The 20,642-nt window shown below is 70.2% G+C and carries 22 protein-coding genes; 11 read left to right on the top strand and 11 right to left on the bottom strand.

All coding sequences use genetic code 11. The features are described 5' to 3' along the window. Positions 1-26: 26 nt before the first annotated feature. Positions 27-896, bottom strand: a complete 870-nt coding sequence (locus BMZ18_RS02290) for a glycine betaine ABC transporter substrate-binding protein (protein WP_068364340.1) — start codon at positions 894-896, stop codon at positions 27-29. Between the two features lie 76 nt (positions 897-972). Here BMZ18_RS02290 and BMZ18_RS02285 point away from each other — a divergent pair, with 76 nt between their 5' ends. The 4 genes from BMZ18_RS02285 to BMZ18_RS02270 are packed head-to-tail and all read left to right on the top strand — an operon-like array spanning position 973 to position 4,467. Continuing rightward, complete coding sequence (locus BMZ18_RS02285) at positions 973-1,956, top strand: ABC transporter substrate-binding protein (RefSeq protein WP_170851435.1); 984 nt, start codon at positions 973-975, stop codon at positions 1,954-1,956. Beyond that, positions 1,953-3,101 carry an ABC transporter ATP-binding protein gene (locus BMZ18_RS02280; protein ID WP_068102275.1) on the top strand — a complete coding sequence of 383 codons (1,149 nt, stop codon included), beginning with the start codon at positions 1,953-1,955 and terminating at the stop codon, positions 3,099-3,101. The genes BMZ18_RS02285 and BMZ18_RS02280 overlap by 4 nt, the downstream gene beginning before the upstream one ends. Further along, the gene (locus BMZ18_RS02275; protein ID WP_068364334.1) at positions 3,101-3,790 is read left to right on the top strand and encodes an ABC transporter permease; all 690 of its coding nucleotides are present in this window, start codon (positions 3,101-3,103) and stop codon (positions 3,788-3,790) included. The genes BMZ18_RS02280 and BMZ18_RS02275 overlap by 1 nt, the downstream gene beginning before the upstream one ends. Next, positions 3,787-4,467, top strand: coding sequence for an ABC transporter permease (locus BMZ18_RS02270; RefSeq protein WP_068364332.1), 681 nt, complete (start codon positions 3,787-3,789; stop codon positions 4,465-4,467). The genes BMZ18_RS02275 and BMZ18_RS02270 overlap by 4 nt, the downstream gene beginning before the upstream one ends. 22 nt (positions 4,468-4,489) lie before the next feature. Here the strand turns inward: BMZ18_RS02270 and BMZ18_RS02265 are convergent, their stop codons facing one another. From BMZ18_RS02265 to BMZ18_RS02250, 4 genes are all read right to left on the bottom strand, one after another. Continuing rightward, positions 4,490-5,680, bottom strand: a complete 1,191-nt coding sequence (locus BMZ18_RS02265; RefSeq protein WP_068105993.1) for an NAD(P)-dependent malic enzyme — start codon at positions 5,678-5,680, stop codon at positions 4,490-4,492. A gap of 231 nt (positions 5,681-5,911) precedes the next feature. Continuing rightward, entirely contained in the window at positions 5,912-6,169 is a 258-nt protein-coding gene (locus BMZ18_RS02260; RefSeq protein ID WP_068364330.1) for a hypothetical protein, read from the bottom strand. Further along, the gene (locus BMZ18_RS02255; RefSeq protein WP_244516391.1) at positions 6,166-7,050 is read right to left on the bottom strand and encodes a PHP domain-containing protein; all 885 of its coding nucleotides are present in this window, start codon (positions 7,048-7,050) and stop codon (positions 6,166-6,168) included. The genes BMZ18_RS02260 and BMZ18_RS02255 overlap by 4 nt, the downstream gene beginning before the upstream one ends. Before the next feature lie 12 nt (positions 7,051-7,062). Beyond that, on the bottom strand, positions 7,063-7,668 hold the full coding sequence (locus tag BMZ18_RS02250) for a suppressor of fused domain protein (RefSeq protein WP_371828474.1): 606 nt from the start codon (positions 7,666-7,668) through the stop codon (positions 7,063-7,065). Positions 7,669-7,720: 52 nt separating this feature from the next. On the opposite strand from BMZ18_RS02250, the gene BMZ18_RS02245 reads away from it, so the two are divergent. Both BMZ18_RS02245 and BMZ18_RS02240 read left to right on the top strand, forming a co-directional pair. After that, the gene (locus BMZ18_RS02245; RefSeq protein ID WP_068364327.1) at positions 7,721-8,443 is read left to right on the top strand and encodes a metallophosphoesterase family protein; all 723 of its coding nucleotides are present in this window, start codon (positions 7,721-7,723) and stop codon (positions 8,441-8,443) included. Then, positions 8,433-9,281 (top strand): chromosome partitioning protein ParB, encoded by an 849-nt coding sequence (locus tag BMZ18_RS02240; RefSeq protein ID WP_068102283.1) that lies wholly within the window; start codon positions 8,433-8,435, stop codon positions 9,279-9,281. The genes BMZ18_RS02245 and BMZ18_RS02240 overlap by 11 nt, the downstream gene beginning before the upstream one ends. Before the next feature lie 31 nt (positions 9,282-9,312). On the opposite strand, the gene BMZ18_RS02235 is transcribed toward BMZ18_RS02240, so the two are convergent. The 6 genes from BMZ18_RS02235 to BMZ18_RS02210 all read right to left on the bottom strand — a co-directional run bounded on the left by BMZ18_RS02235 (position 9,313) and on the right by BMZ18_RS02210 (position 15,286). Then, positions 9,313-10,476 carry an ABC transporter ATP-binding protein gene (locus tag BMZ18_RS02235; protein ID WP_068102285.1) on the bottom strand — a complete coding sequence of 388 codons (1,164 nt, stop codon included), beginning with the start codon at positions 10,474-10,476 and terminating at the stop codon, positions 9,313-9,315. A gap of 4 nt (positions 10,477-10,480) precedes the next feature. Beyond that, positions 10,481-11,311 (bottom strand): carbohydrate ABC transporter permease, encoded by an 831-nt coding sequence (locus BMZ18_RS02230; protein WP_068364325.1) that lies wholly within the window; start codon positions 11,309-11,311, stop codon positions 10,481-10,483. A 3-nt stretch (positions 11,312-11,314) separates the two neighbouring features. After that, positions 11,315-12,256, bottom strand: a complete 942-nt coding sequence (locus BMZ18_RS02225; protein ID WP_068102288.1) for a carbohydrate ABC transporter permease — start codon at positions 12,254-12,256, stop codon at positions 11,315-11,317. Further along, positions 12,253-13,626, bottom strand: a complete 1,374-nt coding sequence (locus BMZ18_RS02220; RefSeq protein ID WP_201132841.1) for an extracellular solute-binding protein — start codon at positions 13,624-13,626, stop codon at positions 12,253-12,255. Before BMZ18_RS02220 ends, BMZ18_RS02225 begins: the two co-directional genes overlap by 4 nt. Positions 13,627-13,809: 183 nt before the next feature. Next, on the bottom strand, positions 13,810-14,301 hold the full coding sequence (locus BMZ18_RS02215; protein WP_068102291.1) for a YflT domain-containing protein: 492 nt from the start codon (positions 14,299-14,301) through the stop codon (positions 13,810-13,812). Between the two features lie 4 nt (positions 14,302-14,305). Next, a complete protein-coding gene (locus BMZ18_RS02210) occupies positions 14,306-15,286 on the bottom strand; it encodes an HpcH/HpaI aldolase/citrate lyase family protein (RefSeq protein WP_074921725.1) in 981 nt (326 codons plus the stop codon). Between the two features lie 58 nt (positions 15,287-15,344). Between BMZ18_RS02210 and BMZ18_RS02205 the strand changes: the two genes are divergently transcribed. The 5 genes from BMZ18_RS02205 (at position 15,345) to BMZ18_RS02185 (ending at position 20,466) form a co-directional block, all read left to right on the top strand. Then, entirely contained in the window at positions 15,345-16,622 is a 1,278-nt protein-coding gene (locus tag BMZ18_RS02205; protein ID WP_068364324.1) for a magnesium transporter MgtE N-terminal domain-containing protein, read from the top strand. Continuing rightward, positions 16,615-17,187, top strand: coding sequence for a DUF1003 domain-containing protein (locus BMZ18_RS02200; RefSeq protein ID WP_068364322.1), 573 nt, complete (start codon positions 16,615-16,617; stop codon positions 17,185-17,187). The genes BMZ18_RS02205 and BMZ18_RS02200 overlap by 8 nt, the downstream gene beginning before the upstream one ends. 84 nt (positions 17,188-17,271) lie before the next feature. After that, entirely contained in the window at positions 17,272-18,351 is a 1,080-nt protein-coding gene (locus tag BMZ18_RS02195) for a lytic transglycosylase domain-containing protein (RefSeq protein ID WP_244516390.1), read from the top strand. Positions 18,352-18,461: 110 nt separating this feature from the next. After that, a complete protein-coding gene (locus BMZ18_RS02190; protein ID WP_068364316.1) occupies positions 18,462-19,310 on the top strand; it encodes a lytic transglycosylase domain-containing protein in 849 nt (282 codons plus the stop codon). A gap of 19 nt (positions 19,311-19,329) precedes the next feature. Further along, the gene (locus BMZ18_RS02185) at positions 19,330-20,466 is read left to right on the top strand and encodes an Mrp/NBP35 family ATP-binding protein (protein WP_068102300.1); all 1,137 of its coding nucleotides are present in this window, start codon (positions 19,330-19,332) and stop codon (positions 20,464-20,466) included. Positions 20,467-20,642: the final 176 nt, after the last annotated feature.

Below are 20,642 nucleotides of genomic sequence, written 5' to 3'. Positions count from 1 at the left end.
GCCGACCACCTCGTCGACGAGCCGCGTCAGCGACCCCCGGCTTCGTCCACCCACCGCTGCGCGACGGCGTCCGCGGGTTCGCCGGCCGCGACCCGCTCGACGGACGCGGCGAGGTCGGCGGTGGTCAACTCGCCCGCGACGGTCTCGAGCGCGGATGCCGCGGAGTCGTCGAGCGCGCCCTTGCGCACGATCGGAACGACCTCCTGCGCGGGAAACGCTTCCCGATCGTCGGTCAACGTCGTCTCGTCGGCCGCCGCCGGCGGAAGCGGCGCGGTGAGCGCGCGCCCCACGAGGACTCCGGCGTCCTCGCCCTCCCCCACCCGGGCACGGAAACGGCAGTCGTAGACGTCGGCCAGCGTCGCGAGCACCGCCTCGCCGTCCGGGACGTCGGTCTCGCCGCTCACCCGCACCGTCGCGTCGGCGCACGACGGGGCGAACGCGGACAGCGTCACCGCCCCGGTCACCGCCGACGACGTCCGCACGACGACGTCGTCGGCGGCGGTGGCGGAGTCCGCGACCGTGAGCCAGTCCGGAAGCGACCGCGCGAGCGCCTCGTGCACGTCGTCGGACGACCGGGCGTCCGAGGACGGATCGAGCAGGGCGAGGGCCGCGCCGGAGAAGGTGGGCAGCACCGACGCCCGCGTGTCGTCGAGCGCGGCGAGACCGTCCGGCAGCCCGCGGGCGGGGACCACCACCGCGTCCACCCCCGCGCGCGCGAACGCCGCGCGGTAGATCGCGGCGAGAGTCGTCCCCACGGGAGAACCGGTGTCCGCCACGGTGATCGGTGTCGACGCGAGCAAAGCCGCGCCGCTCTGCGGCTCGGCGGTGCCGCAGCCGGTCACCGCCGCCGGGACGACGGCCAGGGTGACGGCCACCGCCACTGCGTGTCGCTTCACTTCGGGCTCCCTCGCCGTCGCGGGCGAATATGCGCCGACGCCTGTGCTTGTCGGTCACTATCGTTACACTCGCCCGGTGAACACGACACGTCGCACCCGTCACCCTCGTCGCGGATCGGTGCGCCTGGCCACCACCGCCCTCGTCGCGTCCGCCGCGCTCGCGCTGTCGGCCTGCGGCGGTGGCGATTCGAATCCGCTGAGCAGTGGAGGCGAGGGCGGCAGCGGGGGTGACACCAACGCGATCGTGGTCGGTTCGGCCAACTTCACCGAGTCGGAGATCATTGCCAACATCTACGCGGATGCGTTGCGCGCCAACGGGTTCGACGCCAGCACGCGTCTGTCCATCGGCAGCCGCGAGGCGTACATTCCGGCGGTGCAGGACGGCTCGATCGACCTCATCCCGGACTACACCGGCAACCTGCTGCTCTACTTGGACCCCGAGGCGACGGCCACGGCGTCGGACGAGGTCTCCGCGGCCCTGACCGAGGCGCTGCCGGACGATCTGTCCGCCTCCACCCCGGCTCCGGCCGAGGACAAGGACGCGGTCGTCGTCACTCGCGAGACCGCCGAGCGGTGGAACTTGACCAACATCAGCGACCTTGCCCCCTACGCCGGCGAGGTCCGGTTCGGTGGTCCGCCAGAGTTCGCCGAGCGTCCGGTCGGCCTGCCCGGCCTGCGCGACAAGTACGGGGTCGACATCCCCGCGGCCAACTTCGTCCCCATCTCCGACGGCGGCGGGCCGGCCACGGTGGCGGCGCTGGTCTCCGGTGAGATCACGGCCGCGAACCTCTTCACCACCACACCGGCCATCGTGGAGAACGACCTGGTGGCCCTCGCGGACCCGGACAACAACTTCCCGGCCCAGAACGTGGTCCCGGTCTACAACTCGTCCAAGGCCTCCGACAAGTTGACCGCAGTGCTGAACGCGGTGTCGGAGAAGCTCACCACCGTCGAGTTGCTGGCCCTGAACCAGGAGGTCTCGGGCGCGAACAAGACCGAGCCCGCCGCCGCCGCCAGCGCGTGGGTGGCCGAGCAGGGACTGGACAAGCCCGTCCAGTGATCCGCTTCGACGGGGTCACCAAGCAGTTCCCGGACGGCACGACGGCGGTCGACCGCCTCGATCTCGAGATCGTCGAGGGTGCGTTCACGGTGTTCGTCGGCCCGTCCGGGTGCGGCAAGACCACCTCGATGCGCATGATCAACCGCATGATCGCCCCGTCGTCGGGTCGGATCGAGGTCGACGGCCGTGACGTCGCGTCCGTCGACGCGGTGGCCCTGCGCCGCGGCATCGGCTACGTCATCCAGAGCGCCGGTCTCCTGCCGCATCGCACGGTCGTGGACAACGTCGCCACGGTGCCGGTGCTGACGGGCACGTCCCGCCGCCAGGCACGCCGCGAGGCGATGGCCGTGCTCGAGCGCGTCGGTCTGGACGCGTCCCTCGCCACGCGCTATCCGGCGCAGCTGTCGGGCGGGCAGCAGCAGCGTGTCGGGGTCGCTCGCGCGTTGGCCGCCGATCCGCCGATCCTGTTGATGGACGAGCCCTTCAGCGCGGTCGACCCCGTCGTGCGGGAGGACCTGCAGAACGAGATGCTCCGCCTGCAGGCCGACCTCGAGAAGACCATCGTCTTCGTCACGCACGACATCGACGAGGCCGTGCGTCTCGGCGACCGCATCGCCGTGTTCGGTACGGGTGGTGTCCTGCAGCAGTACGACACTCCCGATCGTGTCCTGTCCTCCCCCGCCACCGATTTCGTCGCGTCGTTCGTCGGTCGGGATCGCGGGTATCGCGGCCTGTCCTTCCGAGACGGATCGTCGGTGCCCCTGCACCCGCTCTCCACCACCCGCGCCGAAGCGGCCACCGAGGTCAGGCTCGAGCCGAGCGAGTGGGTGCTCGTGGTCGACGAGGCCGATCGGCCTCGAGGGTGGATGGACGTCACCGGCCTCGAGGGAGTGCGTGCCGGCCACTCGATCGACGAGTCCACGGCCGCGGGCGGTTCGTTGTTCCCGGAAGGCGGTGATCTGCGCCAGGCACTGGACGCGGCCATCTCGTCGCCCTCCGGCATCGGCGTCGCGGTCCGCCGCGACGGGTCGGTGCTCGGCGGCATCGACGCCACCGAGGTCCTCGCCGTACTCGCCGCGCAGCGCGGCACCGAGGCGAGCGAGCGCAGCCGAGCGTTCACCGAGTCCGGGCCGGCCGCCGGCTGATGCGCTGGTTGATCGACAACATCGACACCGTCCTGGACCTGACCCGGACGCATCTCTACCTCTCGCTGCTGCCCTTGCTGATCGGCTTGATCATCGCGGTCCCGGTCGGCTCGATCGTCCGGGCGTCGCGGTGGGCGCGGCGGCTGACCCTGGTGGTCGCCAGCATCGCGTTCACCATTCCCTCGCTCGCGTTGTTCGTCACGGTGCCGCTCATCGCCGGCCTGCGCATCCTCGATCCGCTCAACGTCGTCATCGCGCTCACCGTGTACTCCACGGCGTTGCTGGTACGGGCCGTCCCGGAGGCGCTCGATTCCGTACCGCCGGACGTCGTGGACGCGGCGACGGCCATGGGGTTCGGCCGGTTCCGCCGTACCGTCACCGTGGAACTCCCCCTGGCGCTTCCGGTCCTGACGGCGGGCGTGCGCGTCGTCGCCGTCACCAACATCTCGCTCGTCTCGGTCGGGTCGGTCATCGGCATCGGCGGACTCGGACAGCTGTTCACTCAGGGGTATCAGCGCAATTTCCCGGACCAGATCCTCGCGGGCATCATCGCGATCGTGGTCCTCGCGCTGTTCTTCGATGCGGCGCTCTACCTCGTGGGCCGTCTGCTCACCCCGTGGACCCGGACTCGGCGCAGCAGTGGCAGCCGGGTTGTCACCGGAAGGTCCGCCGTGGGAGAGCCCACATGAGCATCGTGTCCGACGCCGTCGCGTACATCCTCGACGGAGCCAACTGGTCCGGCGGGACGGGAATCGGTACCCGCCTGCTCGAGCATGCCTGGTACAGCCTGGTGGCGGTACTGATCTCGGCGGTGATCGCCGTTCCCCTGGGCCTCGCCATCGGACACCTCCGACGCGGCGAGGTGGTCGTCGTGGGACTGGTGAACAGCCTGCGATCCCTGCCCACCCTGGGTGTGCTGACCTTCGCGGTGCTCGCCCTCGGACTGGGCCTCGTGCCCCCGATTCTCGCGCTGGTCCTGCTGGGCATCCCGCCCATCCTGGCCGGCACCTACGCCGGTGTCGCCAACGCCCCGGCCACCGTCGTCGACGCCGCCCGCGCCATGGGGATGCGAGAGCGCCAGGTGCTCTTCCGCGTGGAGGTGCCGGTCGCGCTGCCGCTGATTCTGGGCGGCCTCCGCAACGCCACCCTGCAGGTCATCGCGACGGCGACGGTCGCGGCCTTCGTCAACCTGGGCGGCCTCGGCCGCTACATCTTCGACGGACTGGCGCTCTACAGCTACGAGCGAGTCGTGGTCGGTGCCATCCTCGTGGCCGTGCTCGCGCTCGTGGCCGACGGCCTGTGGGCGCTCGCCGTGTGGGCGTCGATGCCCGGCACGGGACGCCTGCACCGCACCCCGCGCGTCTGACGCGCGGGGTCGGCGGACCGGGTCAGACCACGCCGTCCCGTCGAGCCGCCTCGGCGACGGCGGCGGCCACGGCCGGCGCCACCCGAGGGTCGAGGGGGCTGGGCACGATGCGATCCGGCGCGAGGTCGTCGCCCACCACCGACAGGATCGCCCCGGCCGCGGCGAGCTTCATGTTCTCGGTGATACGCCGCGCTCCGGCGTCCAACGCACCGCGGAACACACCGGGGAACGCGAGCACGTTGTTGATCTGATTCGCGAAGTCGCTGCGTCCAGTGGCGACGATCGCCGCGTGACGACGCGCGTCGTCCGGGTGGATCTCGGGATCCGGGTTGGACAGGGCGAAGACGATGGAGTTCGGGGCCATCGAGGCGATCGCCTCGTGGGCGACGGTGCCGGCGGAGACGCCGATGAAGACGTCGGCGTCCGCCAGGGCCTCGGCGGTTCCGCCGCGCAGGCCGCGCGGGTTGGTGCGGGCGGCGAGGTCGGTCTTGACCGGAGTCAGATCGTCACGACCGGACTCGACGATGCCGCGCGAGTCGAGCACGACCACGTCGGCCACACCCGCGGCCAGCAAAATGTCGGCGCACGCGACACCGGCGGCCCCCGCACCCGAGATGACCACCCGCAGCGGCGCGAGGCCGCGGCCCTGCACGCGCGCCGCCCCCTGCAGTGCCGCGAGCACCACGATGGCCGTCCCGTGCTGGTCGTCGTGCATGACGGGGCAGTCGAGGGCGTCGATCAGCTTGCGTTCGAGTTCGAAGCAGCGCGGCGCGGAGACGTCCTCGAGGTTCACCGCGCCATAGCTGGGGCGCAACCGCACGAGGGTCTCGACGATCTCGTCGACGTCGCCGGTGTCGAGCACCAGCGGGATGGAGTTGAGCCCGCCGAACTTCTTGAACAGGGCGGACTTGCCTTCCATGACCGGCAGGGAGGCACGGGGACCGATGTCGCCGAGGCCGAGAACGGCGGAGCCGTCGCTGACGACCACCACGAGCCGCTCGGTCCAGGTGTACTGGTTCACCAGATCGCGGTCGGCGGCGATGGCGCGGCTGACCTTCGCCACCCCCGGCGTGTAGGCGATGGACAGGTCGCGGACCGTCTCGAGGGGAGCGGTGACGCCCACGTCGAGCTTGCCGCCGACGTGGCTGAGGAAGATCTCCTCGTCGGTGATGTCGGCGGTGGAGGTACCGGCGGATTCGGGCGCAGCGGTCATGGCGAACTCCTCGCGGAAGCGTGTCGGGACACGGGACGTGGTCGGCATCGAGGCGCACACCGGTGATCGGTAACCCTGGCGGCGGGTGTCGAGCGGGGCGGCGCGGCGGTGGCCGCGCGCTGTCACGCCGCGGGTGGCGGCGCTACTAGTGGGTCCAGTGTGCCAGATCGACGACGGCCTTGTTACCCGAGAGTCAGTTCCGCCGCGTCGGTTCCACCGCGACGCTCCGCGTCAGTTCCACCACTGCGTCCACACCAGAGCCCCGGCGACGGCGAGGACGCCGAGGGAGCCGAGGACGGACAGAGCCCGGGTCCGGTGGTCGGCGAGGTGCTGGAGGACGAGGGCGGCGACGACGGCGACCACGTGCCAGGCGACGGTCGCGGTACCGGGGCCCGGGAATCCTCGGTCGTCACCGATGACGGCGGCGGCGATCACGACGGCGGTGAGGATCACCAGTCCGGCCGTGACGGATCCGCTGAGCGCCCTCATCGGCTGCTCCCCGGGAGCACCACGTCGATGCCCGTCGCTCGGTCGAGGAGCGTGGCGTACTGCTCGGGGTCGGTGGTGCGGGCGGCGAGCGGGGTGGTCTTGTTGGTGCCGTGGTAGTCGCTCGATCCGGTGGTGATCAGGCCGTGCTCGCGAGCGATACCGCGCAGCAACTCGGTGTCGGCCGGGCCGTGATCGGGGTGGTCGACCTCGAGGCCGCCGAGCACCCCACTCCGCGCGAGGTCGAGGATGTGGTCGAGATGCAGGAGTCGACCGCGCTTCCGCGCCCTGGCGTGGGCGATCACGGAGACGCCGCCGGCGGCGGCGATCATGGCGACGGCGTCGTCCAGCGGGGTGTCGGTCTTCTCCACGTAGAACCGCCCACCGGTCTTCAGCAGGTCCTCGAAGGCCTCGCCCACCGTGGACACGACGCCGAGGTCGACCAGCGCGCGGGCGAGGTGGGGACGCCCTGCGCTGGGACCGGCGGCATCGAGGATCGCGTCGGCGTCGACGTCGTACCCGGCGGCCGCCATCTTGCCGATCATCCTGCGCAGCCGCAGTTCTCGCTCCTCACGCAGTCGCCGCCGTTCTTCCTTCAGCGCCGGATCGTCGGCGTCGAAGAGGTACGCGAGCAGATGCACCGTGACGGGGTCACCGTCCTCGCCCCGGCCGGTGCAGGACATCTCCATCCCCCGCACCAACGTCGGCGCGTCGGCGCGCGTGCGCACGGCCTGCTCGGCCTCGGCCCACCCTGCGGTGGTGTCGTGGTCGGTCAGCGCGAGCACCGTGACCCCGGCGTCGATCGCGGCCTCGACGACACCGGCCGGGCTGTCGGTGCCGTCGGACGCGGTGCTGTGGGTGTGCAGGTCGATGCAGTCGGACACGGGCCCAGTCTGTCAGCCCGCCGGACCGAGGGTGGCCGCGGTCCGGGTGGGGTCGCGCACGTCGATCCCGGCCTCGGCCCAGGCCTCGCGCAACGCGTCGGCTCCGCGCAGGCGGACCCAGGCGGCCTCCGTGGCGGTGACCGGGACGGCGGCGAGGAAGCGCACGGGGTCCATCGGCTCGGCCAGGGGTAGGTCCTCGACGTCCGACTCCCCCAGCAGAACGGCGGTGAACGGGGCGCCCGGCCACAGCGGTTCCCCGGCGTCGAGGAGCGCGTCGGTGGTGAGGACGACCCCCTCCACCGCGGGTGCGGCGGCCAGCACGGCAAGGGTCTTCCAGACGTCGGTGACGGACGGATGGGCCAGGCGCAGCGTCAGAACCAGCTCCGCCCGCGGTCCGCGCACCGGGTCGGTCAGCGCCGCCGTCGGGTCGGTCATCGGGTGTCGGGAACACCCGACGCTGACGAGGCGCAGCAGCCCGTCCGATGCGTGACCGAAGAGCAGGACGTCGACGGGTTCGAGACCGAGGAACGTGCGCGACGCCGTCACCGGCGCGCCGCCCCACCGGGGCGAGACGTGTGCTCGTACTGCCTCGATCGGGGTGCGTCCCGCGTCGTCCACCACCGCTCCATACAACCACCCGCGTGCCGACGCGCCCGGTACGGTCGTCTGCGTGGTGCGAGTCCTGACTGTGTCCGACGAGGTCGTCGAGGGACTGTGGAACGCCCGCCGGCTGCCCTTCGAGGTCGATCTGGTGCTGGGCGCCGGCGATCTGCCGTTCGCGTACCTCGAGCACCTGACCAACGTCTCGAACGCGCCCTGCGTGTTCGTGCCCGGCAACCACGACGCCGATCTCACCGGCTACTCGGCGGGCCGCGTCGGCTGGATGCGCGCCGGCCTGCCCACGTCGTGGCCGGGTCCCAGCGGGGCGATCAACGCCGACCGGCGCATCGTCGTCGCCGCCGGGCTGCGCATCGCCGGTCTGGGTGGGTCGATCCGCTACCGCGACGGGCCCAATCAGTGGACCGAGCAGCAGCAGCGGCGACGGTCGGGCACGTTGGTGCGCACCGACGCCTGGCATCCACGACTGCGCCGGACCACCGACGCCGACGGGTCCTCTCGCGGGGTCGACATCCTGCTCACGCACAGCCCGCCGGCGGGCGTCGGCGACGGCGACGACGCACCGCACCGCGGTTTCCGCTGCCTGCACACGCTGACCGAGAAGCTCCGGCCGCAGTTGCTGGTCCACGGTCACGTCCACCCGCACGGCACCCGGCCCGTCGACCACGAACTGCACGGCGCGCTGGTGCTCAACACCGTGGGCTACGCCCTGTTCACCTTGACCCCCGGCGGCACGGAGCCGCCCGTGATCGAAAGACGCCGCCATGGTTCGTGACACCGGATTCCCCGCCGCCGACGCTCAGAACGACTTCTCTCGCCAGCGTCGCCGCGCGGACGTGGCGCGCCTGGTCGGGTGGCTCCGTCGGCAGCCCGACGACGTCAACACCATCCTGCCGTTCGACGAGGTGGTCGCCGCCCTCGGCCGAATGGGTGAGCGGCGTCTCGGGTTGGAGGTGATCCGCGTCGATTCGATCGTCGGCAGTGTCGATCGCACCCGCGATTTCGACCGCTACTTCCGCCCGACGTCGGCGCGCACGCGAGAGCGCTGGCAACGCTTGGCGACGGCGTGGCGTCGCGGTGAGTCCATGCCGCCGATCCAGGTCTATCGGGTGGGTCCGATGCACTTCGTCATCGACGGTCACCACCGCGTGTCGATCGCGTGCGCCATGCACCACAGCACCATCGAGGCGTACGTGACGGAGATCGTCACCCGGATCTCCCCCGACGGCATCTCGAGCCGCGGGGACCTGCTGGTGAAGGACCACCGCCGGATCTTCCTGAGCCGAGTGCCGCTGACGGGGAAGTCGCGCGACGCGATCGAGTTCACGGACCCGTGGCAGTACGCGGAACTCAGTGACGCGGTGGAGGCGTGGGGTTTTCGCCTGATGCAGGAACTCGGCGAGTTCGTCGACCGCCGGACCGTCGCGCGGCGGTGGTTCGGCGAGGAGTTTCTGCCCGTGGTCCGCATGGTGCGTTCGGTGGGCGGCATGCTGACCCGTCACACGGACGCCGAGGCGTACATGTGGGTCGCGCGCGAGCGGTATCGCCTGGTGCGCAGCCACATCTGGAACGACGAGATCCTGGCCCAGTTGAAGGACAACGCGCCCCGCTGATCAGCGGGGCGCGTCGTCGTGGTTCGCGCGGTCAGAGCGTCAGGTTGGCTCCGGACTCGGTGTCGAAGACCTGCACCCGACGCGGGTCGAACCACAGGTCGATCTTCTCGCCGATGCGGGCCCGCGACTCGGCGGCGACGCGCGCGACCAGCTGACCGGTGACGTCCGTGCCGGCGTCCGCGGCGAGCTCGTCGAGTTCGCGCGAGCTGACGCCGGGGCCCTCGGCGGAGAAGTACACGTACTTGTCCGACCCCATCGACTCCAGCACGTCGACACGCGCGGAGAACGTGCTGCCGTCGATGCGCTGGTAGGACTCCATGAGTGCCGCGTCCTCGAGGTGCTCGGGCCGGATGCCGACGACCACCTCGCCCTTCGCGTTCTTCCCGGCCACCTTCTGGCGGGCTTCGCCGTCCAGGGCGATGTCCCCGAGCGGGGTGCGCACCCCGGCGTCGGTGAGGGTGCCGGGAAGGAAGTTCATCGACGGCGAGCCGATGAAACCGGCGACGAACAGGTTGCGCGGGTGGTCGTAGAGCTCCTGCGGCGAGCCGATCTGCTGCACCAGACCGCCGCGCAGCACCACGACCCGGTCGCCGAGGGTCATGGCCTCGGTCTGATCGTGCGTGACGTAGACGGTGGTGGTGCCCAACCGGTTCTGCAGCTGCGCGATCTCGGTGCGCATCTGCACGCGCAGCTTGGCGTCGAGGTTGGACAGCGGCTCGTCCATGAGGAAGGCCTTGGGGCTGCGGACGATCGCGCGGCCCATGGCGACGCGCTGACGCTGACCGCCGGAGAGGTTGGACGGCTTGCGGTCCAGGTGCTGACCGAGGTCGAGAATCTTGGCGGCCTCTTCCACCTTCTGGTTGATCTCCGACTTGCTCATCTTGGCGAGCGTGAGCGGGAACGCGATGTTGTCGCGCACCGTCATGTGCGGGTACAGCGCGTAGGACTGGAACACCATGGCGATGTCCCGGTCCTTGGGTGCACGCTCGTTGACGCGCTCCCCCGCGATCCGCAGCTCACCGCTGGAGATGTCCTCCAGTCCGGCAATCATGTTGAGGGTGGTGGACTTTCCGCATCCCGACGGTCCGACGAGAATGATGAATTCCCCGTCGGCGATCGTGATGTCGACGTCGCTGACCGCAGCGGCGCCGTCCGGGTACAGCTTGGTCACCTTGTCGAGAACGATTTCGGCCATGGGTCTATCCCTTCACTGCGCCGGACGTCAGGCCCGCCACGATACGACGTTGGAAGAAGAGCACGAAGATGATGATCGGGATCGTGATGACCACTGCGGCAGCCGCAATGGACCCCGTCGGCTCCTCGAACTGGGAACTACCGGTGAACTGGGAGATGGCTGCCGGCACGGTGACCGAGCGCTCGGTGGCCGTGAGGGAGATGGCCAGCAGCAGGTCGTTCCAGGCGAAGATGAACACCAGGATCGCGGCGGTGACGATGCCGGGGGCGGCCAGCGGAGCGATGACCTTCCGGAACGCCTGGCCCGGTGTCGCACCGTCCATCTTGGCCGCCTTCTCCAGCTCCCACGGAATCTCGCGGAAGAACGCCGAGAGCGTGTAGATCGCCAGCGGCAGCGCGAAGGTGATGTACGGCAGGATCAGGCCCGGCCACGTGTCGAACAGCCCCAACGCACGCTCGATGTCGAACAGCGGTGTCACCAGGGAGATCTGGGGAAACATCGCGATCAACAGCGCGGAGCCCACCAGCAGCTTCTTGCCGGGGAAGTCCAACCGCGCCACCGCGTACGCGGCCATGGTGCCGATGACCACGGCGATGAGCGTCGTGATCAGCCCGATGCCGATGGAGTTGATCAGGGCGCTGGTGAACTGCGACGTCTGGAAGATGCCCTTGTAGTTGTCCAGGGTCCACGTGGTGGGGATGAACTTGCCGTCCGCGATGTTCGCGACCGGCTTGAAGGACAGCGAGATGATCCACACCAGAGGAATCAATGCGTAGAGCAACACCAGCAGGTTGACGATGGACCAGCCGGCTTTGGTCTTGGTGGTGGCGGCCATGGGTCAGCGCCCTTCCGTGTCCGAGCCGGGTGCGGAGGCCCCGAACAGTTTGATGAAGACGAAGGCGATGATCGCGACGCAGAAGAAGATCAACACGCTGATCGCCGACCCGAGCCCGAGGTTGAACGCCCCGAACAGGTTGTTGTACCCCAGGATCGAGACCGAGCCGGTGTTGTTGCTGCCTCGGGTGAGCACGTAGATGTTGTCGAAGATGCGGAACGCGTCCAGCGTGCGGAACAGCAGCGCCACCAGGATGGCGGGCTTCATCAGCGGAATGATGATGCGCACCAACCGCGTCCAGGCCCCGGCGCCGTCCACCTGGGCGGCCTTGAGCAGATCGTCCGGCACCAACGCCAGACCCGCGAGGAGCAGCAGCGCCATGAACGGCGTCGTCTTCCACACCTCGGCGAGAACCACGATGGCCAGGGACGGGATCTGTTGCGTCAGAGGCGCACTGCCGTCGGGCAGCAGGTTGGCGAGGTAGCCCGTCTCGGGCGTCCAGGCGTAGTACCAGCTGTAGGCCGCGGCGACGGTCACGATGCCGTAGGGAATCAGGACCACGGTGCGGACCAGTCCGCGCCCGAAGATGGTGCGGTGCATGATCAGGGCGACCGCGAGACCGAGCACGAACTCGATGGCCACCGAGATGACCGTGATGACCACGGTGACGGTGAACGCCGTCCACCAGTAGCCGTCGGTGAGGACGGCGACATAGTTGGACAGGCCGACGAACTGCCGCTCGTCGGGGAACGCCAGGTTGTACTTCTGCAGGGACAACCAGAACGCGTAGATGATCGGGTACGCGGTGACCGCCAGCATCATGATGGCGGCGGGCGCCACCAGCAGCAGTCCCAGTCGCCGCTCGGCCTTCTTGCCCTCCGAGCGTGCCTCCTCGGCCTGCTTGGAATGCTTGTGCGGCCGCGCGGTGTCGGCGGTAGCGGTCACGGGATCAGCCCTTCCGAGTTCACGGCCTGCGTCACCAGGTCGGCGAGACGGTCGACGTCACCCACCGGGTCGATGGACTGCGGCGGATGCATCGCGTCGGTCAGCAAGATCGAGATCGCCTGGTACGCGGGCGAGACCGGCCGGACCGCGGCGCTCTCGATCGACCCGAGCACGCCCTCCCAGGCCGGGTAGGCGGCCTGGAACTCGGGATCGTCGTACAGGTCCCGAATCACCGGCGGCACACCGCCGTCGACCGCGTTGTTGCGCTGATTCTCACGGTTCGTGAGGCATTCCACCGCCTCCCACGCCTCGTCGGGATGCTCGGTGGTCTTGGCGACGCCGATGTTGAAGCCACCGATGGTCACCTTCGCCGGCTCACCGGGAACCACCGCCGGGTACGGCGCACTGCGGAAGACCTCGTTCACCGCGGCGTCCTGCTGATCCGCCGGCACCGACGACAGGTCCAGGAACGACACGCCACCGGCAGCGGCGTTCTCCTTCAGACCGGGAAGAACGAAGGGGTAGTTGACCTCCGCGAACATGGAGCCGGCCTCGACGCCGAGGCGGGCGGTGCCCTCGTCGCTCTGCGAGATGGAGGGATCCGCACCGGGCGCCGTCGCGACCGCCTTGATGATCGACAGCGCCTTCTCGGTCGCCGCGCGGTGCTCCGGGGTGTCGTTGAGGTTCTGCGTCGTCCCGTCCTCGCCGACCACCTGACCGCCGGCGCTCTCGAGGAGGGTGTTGAACCACACCATGTAGCCCTCGTACTGCCGCGCCTGGACGCCGATCGCGGCCGGCTGTCCTGCCGACGCGTTCTCGCCGGCGACGGCGACCAGGTCGTCCCACGTGGCGGGCGGCTGACCGTTCGGCACGAGATCCGGCCGGTACCACAGCAACTGGGTGTTGGAGTTCAGGGGAACCGCGAAGAGCTTGGTGCGCTCACCGGTGGCCGGGTCCAGCCACCGCGCCGTCTCCAGCGGGCCCTCGAGCACCGATCCGTCCTGCAGCTTCGCGGACAGATCGTCCGGCACGGGCAGAGCCCACCCCGCCTCGGCGAACTCCGCGGTCCACACGACGTCGAGCGTCATCAGATCGAGGGAGCGATCGTTGCCGGCCAGACGCCGGGCCAACTGCAGCCGTTGATCGTTCGCGCTCTTGGGCAGCGTCATCTGCTGCACGCGATACCGACCGCCGGACGCCTCGGTGCACGCCTGCGCCGCCGCGGCGTACTGCTCGGCGCCGTCGGCCGCGGTGTAGAAACTCAGCACGATGCCGTCGTCGGACGAACCACATCCGGCCAACAGCCCGCCTGCCACCACCACCGCGGCGCCCGTCGCCGCGAGTTTCCTCGCCCTGTACCTCTTCGGCACGACCGCCTCCTCTGCCGCAGAAGGAAGGCACCGGACGGGGCCCCGACTCCGCAGCGTGTGCTTCGTTGGACACGCATTCCCTGCGAAGGGGAACCTAGTCCACAGCAGTGCGGAAAATCGGGGCTTGCGACAAGTCCGTGACCCATTCGGTACACGGAGGGTCGCGGCGGGGCGCCGACGGGGTCAAATGGCCAGTCGCGCCAACAGATCCCGTGCCTTCTCGGCGGTCTTGGGCTCGCAGAGGACGTCGTACCGACCGGCGACCAATTGCATGGTCGAGGCGAAGTCGCGCTGGCCCTTCGTCGCGGCGTACGGGATGGAGGCCGAGATCAGGCCGAACACCACGCCGCCGAGGACGCCGACGAGCAGCGCGCTGAAGTAGTTGGTGTTGGTGATGATCGCCAGGATCAGGCCGAGGAACACACCCAGCCAGGCACCCGAGAGGATGCCGCCACCAATGACTTTCGGCCAGGTGAGCCGCCCGATGACACGCTCGACCTGCATCAGGTCCACACCGACGATCGTGACGTCCTGGACCGAGAACTCCTGATCGGAGAGGTAGTCGACGGCGCGCTGCGCCTCGGCGTACGTGGGGTAGGACCCGATGGGCCATCCCGACGGCGGTGTGGGCAGTCCCTGACCGGGCCGACCCGGCTGCGACAGAGGATTCGTCATACCGTCATTGTGCCCGGTCAGCATCGGGCGTGCCCTCGCCCGTGACCGACATCCCCGCGGCCCGTCCCGCCGCGGCGACCGCCCGGGCGATCCGGTGCCCGGCCTCGTCGACCATCTCGTCGCCCACCATGACCGCGCCGCGATGCCCGCCCTCCGCCGAGAGGTGCCGCGCGTACGCCTCCGCGATCGCGACCGCACGGTCGAAGTCGTCCTGTCGCGGCGCGAAGATCTCGTTCGCGGCTTCGATCTGGGTCGGATGCAGCACCCACTTGCCGTCGTAACCGAGAGCCGCCGCGTGCCGCGCCGAGGCCGCGAACCCCTCCGCGTCACGCACCTGGACCCACGGTCCGTCGACGGCGGCGATGCCGTGCGAGCGCGCCGCGACGAGGATCGACATCAGGACGTGGTGGTAGGCGTCGCCGTGCGCGAGGCCCGGCGGCTGCGCACCCACGGTGAGGGTGCGCATGCCGATGTCCGCCATGAAATCGCCGGGACCGAAGACCAGCGCCTCGACCCGCGGCGAGGCACCCGCGATCGCGTCGACGTGCAGAAGTCCCCGGGCGTCCTCGATCTGCGCGTCGATGCCGATGCGCCCCACCGGCAGATCCCGCTCGCGCTCGAGCTGGGTGAGGATCAGGTCCAGCGCCTGTACCTCGCCGGCCGAGCGCACCTTCGGCAGCACGATCACCTCGACCCGATCGCCCGCCGGTCCGACCACGTCCGTCAGGTCGCGAAGGGTGTGCGCCGTGGTCCAGTCGTTGACGCGCACCATGCGGCGCTGCCCGCCCCAGTCGTCGGCGCGCAGAGCCTCCACCACCGAGGCGCGCGCCGCGACCTTGGCCGCGGGCGCCACCGCGTCCTCCAGATCGAGGAACACCGCGTCGGCGGGTAGGCCCCGCGCCTTGCTCATCATCGCCGGGTTGCTGCCGGGTACGGCCAGGACGGAGCGCCGGAGCAGCACCGAGCGGTCGGAGGGAAGGGTCACGACGCCGACCCTAGTCACCCGTTCGGCAGGTCGGATGCCCCGTCTACTCTTGCGTTCCATGGCTGCTGTGAACAAGGTGTTCGCCGCCCGACTCGCGGGTCTGGTGGTGCTCGGACCCGACGGCGAGTCGATCGGTCGCGTCCGCGACGTCGTGATCACCGTGCGTATCGGCCGACAACAGCCGCGCGTCCTGGGCCTGGTGGTGGAGCTGGCCACCCGGCGGAAGATCTTCGTGCCCATGCTGCGCGTGACCGCGATCGAACCCACGTCGGTCACGCTCACCACCGGGAACGTCAGTATGCGGCGGTTCTCGCAGCGCACCGGCGAGGTCCTCGCCCTCGCTCAGGTCCTGGACTCGAAGGTGCGCACCGACGATCCGGACGCCGAGGACCTGCACGGCGTGGACGCCGTCGTCGTCGATCTGGGAATCGAGCAGACCCGCTCGCGCGACTGGGTGGTCTCGCGTGTCGCGGTCCGGCCGCATCGGACCCGCCTGGGCCGGCGCGGCAGCATGCACGTCATCGACTGGCAGAACGTCCAGGGTCTGACGCAGATGGATCTGTCGCAGCCCGGTCAGGGCGTCTCGCAGTTGCTCGCCCAGTTCGACGGGCTGCGGCCGGCGGACGTGGCGGACGCGATCCGCGACCTGCCGGAGAAGCGTCGCCTCGAGGTCGCGTTCGCGCTCGACGACCAGCGGCTCGCCGACGTCATCCAGGAGATGCCCGACGACGATCAGATCGATCTGGTCCAGACCCTCGAGCCGGGCCGCGCTGCCGACGTGCTCGAGGCGATGGATCCGGACGACGCGGCCGACCTCCTGGGCGAGCTGCCCGAGCCCGAGGCCGAGGCACTGCTGCGCCTGATGGACCCGCAGGACTCCGAGCCGGTGCGACGACTGCTCGAGCACTCCCCCGACACCGCCGGCGGTCTGATGACCCCGGAGCCGGTGGTGCTCAGCGCGTCGGCGACGGTGGCCGAGGCGCTCGCCCGCGTGCGCAATCCGGATCTGACGCCCGCGTTGGCGTCGTTGGTCTTCGTGGTGCGCCCGCCCACCGCCACGCCCACCGGCCGCTACCTCGGGTGCGTGCATCTGCAGCAGCTGCTGCGGGAACCCCCGGCGTCCCTGGTGGGCGGGGTCATCGACACGACGCTCTCGAGCCTGTCTCCCGAGGACGGCCTGGGCGCGGTGACCCGCTACTTCGCCGCGTACAACCTGGTCTGCGGCCCGGTGGTCGACGAGGAGGAGCACCTCATCGGTGCCGTGACCGTCGACGACGTTCTCGACCATCTACTGCCGGACGACTGGCGCGAACAGGAGCACGTGGGTCATGACTGACGGGGGCATCTCCGCGCGGCAGCGGCTGGACACCCCGCGCGGTTCGCGGCGTTTCCGGGTGGACATCGACGTCGACGCGATCGGTCGGACGGGCGAGAACGTCGCTCGGTTCCTCGGCACGGGTCGGTATCTGGCGATCCAGACCATCATCGTGGTGGTCTGGATTCTGCTGAACGTGTTCGCGCTCAGCCTGCAGTGGGATCCGTACCCGTTCATTCTGTTGAACCTGGCGTTCTCGACGCAGGCCGCCTACGCCGCGCCGCTGATCCTGCTGGCGCAGAACCGTCAGGATGACCGCGACCGGGTCTCGCTCGAGGAGGACCGCGCTCGCGCCGCGCAGACCAAGGCGGATACCGAGTTCCTGGCGCGCGAGCTCGCCGCGCTCCGCATCGCCGTCGGTGAGGTGGCCACGCGCGACTATCTGCGGCGCGAACTCGACGATCTCCGAGCGGTTCTTGCCGATCCCGCACTGCGGGACGAGCGCGCGCGCAAGAAGGCGCGTCGACGTGGCGAGGAACCGGACGAACAGACTCGTTTCGACCACAGCGAGGACACGCGACGGTAACCTCGGTCACAGTGCGCATCGGGTCCTGTCGAATGCGCGCACGGTGATCGGTGGGGGTTGGTGCGTATGCGAGTCGGCGGCGTCGTGAGTGCGTCCGTGCTCCTGCTCGGGGCGATCACGGTGGCGGCCGGTGCGGCCACGCCCAGCTCCGCGAACCGGTTCGCGTCACCCCCCACGGCCGTCGTCGCCGCGGCTCCCGTGCCCTCCCGCGACACCGCGGTGGGCCTCGTCGATCCGCCCGAGCGGTCGGCGACCACGTTCCGTTCCCCGGCGCCGGCCGCGCCCGTCGGTGCTCCGATGACGGCGGCCGGGGCACCGGCCGCGAACATTCTGGTCGGCGCCCTCGGCATTCCCGAACTCGTCCTCCAGGCGTACCGCGCCGCCGAGGCGCGCACGGCCGTGACGACGCCCGGATGCAAACTCCCGTGGCACCTGCTCGCCGCCATCGGGCGCATCGAGTCCGGTCACGCGGGCGGCGGCCGGACCGACGTCGCGGGCACCACCCTGACGCCGATCCTCGGACCGCCCCTCGACGGCCGTTCGGCGGCCGACGCGGTCATCACCGACACGGACGGCGGTGCGCTGGACGGCAATTCGACCCACGATCGCGCCGTGGGACCGATGCAGTTCATCCCCTCGACGTGGGCGGCGTACGCCACCGACGGCAACGACGACGGCAAAGCCGATCCCAACAACGTGTTCGACGCCGCCGCCGCGGCGGGAAAGTACCTGTGTTCGGGCGGTCTCGACATGACCAAGGCCGCGGACGCGACGGCGGCCGTCATGCGCTACAACAACTCGGCCGCGTACACCGCGAACGTGCTGTCGTGGTCCGCCGCCTACTCCGGTGGCGCCAGCCCGGTCCCCGGACGCATCGGTGACGTAACGCCGATCCCATCGCCCGTGGACGCGCTCGCGATCGCCGCGGCCGCACCCGGGGCCGCCGACGTCGCGCCGGGCGCCGATCCGACCACGACGAGCGCGCTGCCGACGACGCTGACTCCCGCAACCACCACTGCACCGCCGGCGTTCGGGATCGAGGGACTGCCTCCGCTGCCCACCTTCGAGCTTCCGGTCATCCCGTGCCTGCTCTGCCCGCCGGCACCGCCCACCCGGGCCGCCACCGCACCCCCCGTCACGGACAGCACCGCCCCCACTCCATAACGGCCGGATAACAGAACGGCAACGGATACGGTACCCTCGCTCCCGGCACGTACACGTCGGAGCAGTCGCTCACGGATCACGAGTTCGGTGAGTGGCGAGGAGGTATATCAGTGGGTCGGCATCGCAAGAAATCGACTTCCGCACTACGCAGGAATTCGGTGATCGCGTTGACCGGCCTGCTCCCCGCAGGGGGCATCGCGGTCGCCAGCAGTTACGCCGCCGGCGCCGACATTCCGTTCCTGCAGACCCGCGCCGCCTCCCACGAGGTGCCGCTGGACACGAGCCGCATCGAGGCGACCCCGGCCGCCGCTCCCACCAGCTCCGAGACGCCGCCGCCGCCGCCCGAGCCCGCGCCTGCACCCGTCGTCGATCCCGGCCCTGCCCTCCCGGAGAGCGTCGTCGCGCATCCGTTGGGGGTGCCGGCCGTCAACGTCGAGGCCTACCGGAACGCAGAGCGGATCCTGCACGAGACGCTTCCGGGCTGCACCATGTCGTGGTCCCTCCTCGCCGGCATCGGACGCGTCGAGTCCACGCACGCCAACGATGGCAAGGTCGCGCCGGACGGCACCTTGCTCGAACCCATCCTCGGGCCACGTCTCGACGGCAGCCTGGCCGGCAACAACGTGATCTACGACACCGACGGCGGCGAGCTCGACGGTGACCCGGTCTACGACCGCGCAGTCGGGCCGATGCAGTTCCTGCCCGAGACGTGGAAGCGCTACGCCACCGACGGCAACGGCGACGGCAAGGCCGATCCGCAGAACCTCTTCGACAGCGCCGCGACCACCGGCAAGTACCTCTGCGACGGGGGCCTGAACATGGCCGATCCCGTCCAGGCCACGCAGGCCATCCTGCGGTACAACAACTCGATGGCGTACGTCGCCAACGTGGTGGCGTGGTCCGTCGCCTACTCCACCGGAATCGCTCCGGCCGAGGGCGACCTGCCTCGCATCCACTAGGCCCGCATACCATCGGGGTATGCCCGCAGTCATCGAATCGGACGTCCGCAGCGCGCTCGCGCGTGTGAACGACCCCGAGATTCGCAAGCCCATCACCGAACTCGGCATGGTCAAGAGCGTCGCCGTCGGTGACGACGGGTCGGTCGACGTCGGCATCTACCTCACCACCGCCGGCTGCCCCATGAAGACCGAGATCAGCGACCGGGTCCGCACCGCCGTCGCCGACGTCGCGGGAGTCGGCGAGATCCGCGTCGAGCTCGACGTCATGAACGACGAGCAGCGCACCGAACTGCGGAAGTCGCTGCGCGGCGATTCGGCGGAGCCGGTCATCCCGTTCGCTCAGCCGGGTTCGCTGACGCGTGTCTACGCGGTCGCCTCGGGAAAGGGTGGTGTCGGAAAGTCCTCCGTCACCGTCAATCTCGCGGCCGCCATGGCCGCCAAGGGCCTGTCGGTCGGCGTGCTGGACGCGGACATCTACGGCCACTCGGTGCCCCGGATGCTTGGGACCGATGCGCGCCCGACTCAGGTCGAGCGAATGATCATGCCGCCCGTGGCGCACGAGGTGAAGATGATCTCGATCGCCCAGTTCACCCAGGGCAACACCCCGGTCGTGTGGCGTGGCCCCATGCTGCACCGCGCACTGCAGCAGTTCCTCGCGGACGTGTTCTGGGGCGATCTCGACATCCTGCTGCTGGACCTGCCGCCAGGCACCGGTGACGTCGCGATCTCGGTGGCGCAGCTCATCCCCGGTGCCGAGATCCTCGTGGTCACCACCCCGCAGCAGGCGGCGGCCGAGGTCGCCGAGCGAGCGGGTGCCATCGCCCTGCAGACCCGTCAGCGGGTGGTCGGCGTGGTGGAGAACATGTCCTGGCTCGAGCTGCCCGACGGCACCCGCATGGACGTGTTCGGCACCGGCGGCGGTCAGGCCGTCGCGGACCGCCTCACCACGGCGGTCGGCGCGAAGGTTCCGCTACTCGGGCAGATCCCGCTGGACACCGCCGTGCGCGAGGGCGGCGACGAGGGCGTGCCCATCGTTCTCGGCGCACCGGACACTCCGGCCGCTCGTGCCCTCACCGAGGTTGCCGAGAAGTTGTCCGTTCGCAGCCGCGGGCTCGCCGGCATGAGCCTCGGCATCGACACCACGCGCCACCTCTGACCCCGCGCCCCTCAGAACGGGGGTGGGGTGTCGTCCGGTGGGATGACCCTGCGGAGTCGGTTGCGATGGCGTTCCTGTCGACGGCGGGCGTGTTTCTGTTCGGTGCGTGGAGCTGGTCGTTGGCGTTCGGTGGGTTTCGGGGGCGGCTTGCCCGGGGTCGGCGGGTCGCCGAAGAC

This window comes from Rhodococcoides kroppenstedtii, assembly GCF_900111805.1.
In the GTDB taxonomy this organism is placed as follows: domain Bacteria; phylum Actinomycetota; class Actinomycetes; order Mycobacteriales; family Mycobacteriaceae; genus Rhodococcoides; species Rhodococcoides kroppenstedtii.
Note: the sequence above shows the minus strand (reverse complement) of the source record. Positions and strands in the feature narration are given on the sequence as shown.

Bases quoted from the DNA above. Each gene is read 5' to 3' on its own strand.
- BMZ18_RS02275 (WP_068364334.1), top strand. From the start codon at position 3,101: ATGCGCTGGTTGATCGACAACATCGACACCGTCCTGGACCTGACCCGG.
- BMZ18_RS02270 (WP_068364332.1), top strand. From the start codon at position 3,787: ATGAGCATCGTGTCCGACGCCGTCGCGTACATCCTCGACGGAGCCAAC.
- BMZ18_RS02265 (WP_068105993.1), bottom strand. From the start codon at position 5,680: ATGACCGCTGCGCCCGAATCCGCCGGTACCTCCACCGCCGACATCACC.
- BMZ18_RS02260 (WP_068364330.1), bottom strand. From the start codon at position 6,169: ATGAGGGCGCTCAGCGGATCCGTCACGGCCGGACTGGTGATCCTCACC.
- BMZ18_RS02240 (WP_068102283.1), top strand. From the start codon at position 8,433: ATGGTTCGTGACACCGGATTCCCCGCCGCCGACGCTCAGAACGACTTC.
- BMZ18_RS02235 (WP_068102285.1), bottom strand. From the start codon at position 10,476: ATGGCCGAAATCGTTCTCGACAAGGTGACCAAGCTGTACCCGGACGGC.
- BMZ18_RS02230 (WP_068364325.1), bottom strand. From the start codon at position 11,311: ATGGCCGCCACCACCAAGACCAAAGCCGGCTGGTCCATCGTCAACCTG.
- BMZ18_RS02215 (WP_068102291.1), bottom strand. From the start codon at position 14,301: ATGACGAATCCTCTGTCGCAGCCGGGTCGGCCCGGTCAGGGACTGCCC.
- BMZ18_RS02205 (WP_068364324.1), top strand. From the start codon at position 15,345: ATGGCTGCTGTGAACAAGGTGTTCGCCGCCCGACTCGCGGGTCTGGTG.
- BMZ18_RS02200 (WP_068364322.1), top strand. From the start codon at position 16,615: ATGACTGACGGGGGCATCTCCGCGCGGCAGCGGCTGGACACCCCGCGC.
- BMZ18_RS02185 (WP_068102300.1), top strand. From the start codon at position 19,330: ATGCCCGCAGTCATCGAATCGGACGTCCGCAGCGCGCTCGCGCGTGTG.